The sequence below is a fragment of the Dermacoccus sp. UBA1591 genome (genome assembly GCF_002322065.1).
GTDB lineage: Bacteria > Actinomycetota > Actinomycetes > Actinomycetales > Dermatophilaceae > Dermacoccus > Dermacoccus nishinomiyaensis.
On the sequence record NZ_DCNR01000008.1, the window covers coordinates 1 to 4,244 of the forward strand.

The window sequence follows — 4,244 nt, forward strand, 5'->3', positions numbered from 1 at the left end:
GTCGACCTGCCGCTCATCCGCTACGCGGCAAGCAAGGGCAAGCCAATCATCATCTCGACGGGCATGGCCTCGCTCGGTGAGATCAACGCGGCCGTCGAGGCGGCGCGCAGCACGGGCAACGAGCAGATCATCGTGCTCGCCTGCACCGCCAACTACCCGGCCGACCCGAGCGAGTCGAACCTGCGCGGCATCCCCGTCATGCGCGACGCCCTCGGCACGCTCATCGGCTACTCCGACCACACGATGGGCATCGGCGCGGCCGTCGCGTCCGTCGCGCTCGGCGCGGTTCTCGTCGAGAAGCACGTGACGCTGAACCGCGAGGACGGCGGCGTCGACTCGGCATTCTCCTCCGAACCGGAGGAGCTGAACCAGCTCGTCACGCAGACGAAGATCGCGTGGCAGTGCCTCGGCGAGCCGCGCATCGGCGCTCGCGCGCAGGAGAAGGAGGGCCTGCGCTTCCGCCGCAGCCTCTACGTCGTCGAGGACGTCAAGGCTGGCGACGTCGTGACGGCGCAGAACGTGCGCTCCATCCGCCCCGCGAACGGCCTGCCTGCCGATACGTTCGACACGCTCGCAGGCCGCACGTTCATCAAGGACGCTCCCAAGGGCACGCCGATGTCCTGGGGACTCGTCTGAGCGCCGATCGAAGGAAACTGCAATGACTCACGATGCTGCCAACACCGATCGAGAATCGGGCGCAGTCCTGCTCGGGGACCACCTCGTCGAGGGCACTGATCTGAATAGCACCGCGCCGCTTTCGGGCGTGCGCCTTCTTCTCGCCGCTTTGTGCGACTCCCGTCCGCCTCAGCGCGTCCTGGTGATCGGAACAATGGCCGCGCAACTGGTCGACGCTTTGCCCGAATCCTCCAGCGCCGACATCGTGGTCCGCCATCTTGCCGACGTGCGTTCTTTGGCGGCTCGCTTCGTCGAGAGAACCGAGGACAGGTACTTCTGTGGCGGGCTCGAGCTGTTCGACACGCCAGATCTGTACGACCTCGTCGTCCTCATGGGCGGAGGCCCGGAGGTGCTTTCTCCTGTCGGGCAAGGAATGGACGACGCTTCCATCATCGCTAAAGTGGCCGAGCGCCTCACCCCGCATGGGGTTCTACTCCTCGGTTCGAACAACCCGCTGGGCCTTGGGGAGCTACTGGCGCTCGAACCCGAGGTGCCGTTCGACGACGACCGCCGTTGGTATCTTGGCCACTCGAAGGTGTCCCAGAGGCCGCTGCTGCTGACTGAGCTGGAGGGCGCGATCGAAGGCGTCGGGATGCGCACCTCTTCACGAATCGTTGCGTACCCGTCATTGCATGATCCGCGTGTTCTTGCCTCGGCGCATCATTCGAGGGACCGGGCTCTCCTGAGCCATGCCGTAACGCGCGCGCTTCGAGAGCAGTTCAGCGAGCGGCCCGCCGCGCGGGATGCGGCTGTCACGACTGAAATGGTCGTGGCCTCCGGACTCGATATCACCCTGGCACCGGCCTGGTTCAGCGTGGTCGCGCGCGAAGACTTGATGCTGGACCTTCCCGATCTCGTGGTCACCGACACCCACCCGAATACGGACTGGGCACGTGTCGCCGCATACCGCGCAGGCGAGGTGACAACCACATGGGGAGATGGCAAGGACACATCCCCCGAACGATCGGCACTGGGAGTCTCCCGCGACCTCAGCGCACCGGCCATGGCGAGTGACGGACAAACGCTGGAGCAACTTCTGCGTGAGGCAGCTGCCAACAGTGACTACCGCACGCTGCGCAGATTGGTTAACCTCTACCACGACTGGATTCGCTCGAGCTCACCCAGCGGCCCACTGCGAAGCATGCGCGGTCTCTCGCGCGTCGATCTCAGCCCTGGACACGTGAGCGCGACGCACGCGCAGCTGGCGACGGATGAGGCGGACGAGCCAGCAGGAACCGCGGCTGACCAGGAGGTGGCCGACGGCCTCTTCGGAGACCCGAGCGTGGACGATGCGGCTCAACTCGGGCTTGGTTTTGACCCGGTGCTGAGAGAGACCGGCATCGAGCGTGACACCGTCGAGGATACGCACCACCATGATGGGGGGCGTGATGAGGCGAGCGCGCCACCTGTGCCCGTCGAAGCAGTCGTGGACCAGACCACCACGGGCGACACAGATATGGTGCGTCAGTGGTTCGCGACTCCGGACAACGTGGCGCTTTCGTCGGACGGAAAGGTGCAAATTGTCGACGGCTCCTGGTCGATCGCCAACCCGTCAGCGGGCCAGCTCGCATTCGTGCGAGGGCTGCGCGTCTTTGCGACCCGATTGCTCGCGTCAGGCGCAGCTCATCCGTGGCGCCTGCCTGTCACTCCGGAATCGGTCGTGCGCACCCTGGCCTCGATGGCCGGGGTGACGGTCGCAGACGGCGACATCGAGATGGTGGCTCTCCTCGAGACGGAGGTGGCCCTCGCAACCGGAGCGGCGAACCGTGACTTCGACGCCGAGGTGCGCCGAAACATCGCTGACGGCGCCCGGGACAATCACCTCCCATCCGCCACAGCGGCAGGATTCCGTGAACTGCTGGCACAGACGCGCTCGCTGAATCACACGATCAGGGCGCAGCAGCGTCAGATCGCGTGGCTGGAGGGCACCCTGAAGATGCGCGATCGCCGTATCAGGGAGTACGACCGCCTGATGTTCAAGCTCGAGGAATCGATGAGCTACAAGGCCCTGCGGGCCGCAGGTGCGCCCAAGCGCATCGCGGTGTCTAAGGCTCGCAGCCGGGTCGAAGAGGTCGTTCCGCCACGTTTGCGCGGAAGGGCGAAGCGTGCCCTCGACCGGGCGATCGCGCCGAACGCGGATTGACACTCATGCTCTGAGGCGACAGGCGGGTCCACCGATGCGTGACGAACGCGATTCTGCGTTCCTTACGCATCGGCGGACCCGCCTGTCGATGGCACCCGGTGCGCGCGCGTGCTGAGTCGCTCGGCAGAAGCAGGATCGCGGTTCGTCGGCTGCACACTGGCGTCGAGGGGCACTCGACCAGCGCTCCAAAGCCGATGAGCGGTCGGCCGGGACGACACCGCGAACAAATGCGCATCAGGAGCCTTCGCAGCGGCGCACTACATCACAGGTGTGCCCGCCCGGCCCGGCTTAGGGGCGTATACCCTGCTCAAGGGACGCCCCGTGTCCCGGACCGCACTGGTTCCTGCGAACCGCAGCAGGGGACCGGTCTCGCACACTTGCAAGCGACCCCCACGAGGACAACGCCGATCGAGAGTGGGGCAGCGTCAGAAACCGCGCTCAGGACGAACGCGCGGTGGTGCACTCCCGGTACGCGCAGAGGGGAACTCTGGGGAGGGGCTGAAGCGACGGAGGACGCGCTCGAACGAGATCGAGTCGTCCGGAGCTTGCGCCACCCGTTCCTCGACGTCGAATTCGTCGGCCCAACCAAAGAGGTCCACGATCTCTTCTGGCGGGAGAAGCTGGTCTGCACCCAGTTCTGCTACCGCAATCTCCCGGGCCACATCAGCCGGCACGGCTGGTTGATGAAATTCGGGGAAGATTTCCTGAGGCCGCTGCGCTCCCCCGAGCACCGCGTGATCGTTGTCGAGCTGCATGGGGTCTCCATAGACGCCGACCTCTGCTCCTGCCAGGGATCCGTGCAGAAGGGCCGAGGTCATGCGGTTGCTCACGACGCGCCGGTGACGGCGCACCTCGGCCAGCTGCTTGTAGAGGAACTCAGTGTCGGTTCCTCTCCAGAGATAGCCACGGCGTCCATGAGTGATGACACGGAACCCGGCGTCCTCGTACAAGCGTCTGATCCGCGGCTGCTCGTACTCGTTGATGTAGAGACACATCGTGATGGGGACGTCGCCCTCGGTCTCGCGGATCTCAGCGATGTAGGCCTCATGGTCTCCGGCTACCTGCTGGCCTTCCCACCCATGGAAGGGATACACGATCGTGCCTTCTCGTGTGTGACCCTCGGCCTCCCAATCTGCCTGTTTCTCGAGCTCGAGCAGGTAGTTCCAGGGCGCGCCGATGACGACGTAATCGCGCAACCCCGCAGCCCAGCCACGTCGGGCGCAGCCATCGCTGTAGACGAACTTCGGGTAACGCGCAGCGAAGACGGTGTTGACCGCGAAACCGTCGTGCATGTTCCATCCGTGCTGCAGGTACCCCCAAATACGTGGGGGCTCTGCCAGACCGACGTAGCGGGACATGATGTGAGCATGGCCGTAAAAATGGTTGGCGTGATGCATCTGGCTCAGGCCCCGCAGAACGTCCGAAT

Annotated in this window: 3 protein-coding genes; 2 read left to right on the forward strand and 1 reads right to left on the reverse strand. The window is 65.3% G+C overall.

What is annotated here, in order from left to right:
- Positions 1 to 636 (forward strand): N-acetylneuraminate synthase family protein (locus B2284_RS01045; RefSeq protein ID WP_286697089.1); only part of this gene is annotated, 636 nt, incomplete at its 5' end.
- Positions 637 to 658: 22 nt separating this feature from the next.
- Positions 659 to 2,818, forward strand: coding sequence for a hypothetical protein (locus tag B2284_RS01050; RefSeq protein ID WP_006943586.1), 2,160 nt, complete (start codon positions 659 to 661; stop codon positions 2,816 to 2,818).
- 425 nt (positions 2,819 to 3,243) lie between these two features.
- Here B2284_RS01050 and B2284_RS01055 read toward each other — a convergent pair.
- Positions 3,244 to 4,244 (reverse strand): hypothetical protein (locus tag B2284_RS01055; protein ID WP_286697090.1); only part of this gene is annotated, 1,001 nt, incomplete at its 5' end.

Coding starts and splice junctions, on each gene's coding strand:
- B2284_RS01050 (WP_006943586.1), top strand. CDS start 659: ATGACTCACGATGCTGCCAACACCGATCGAGAATCGGGCGCAGTCCTG.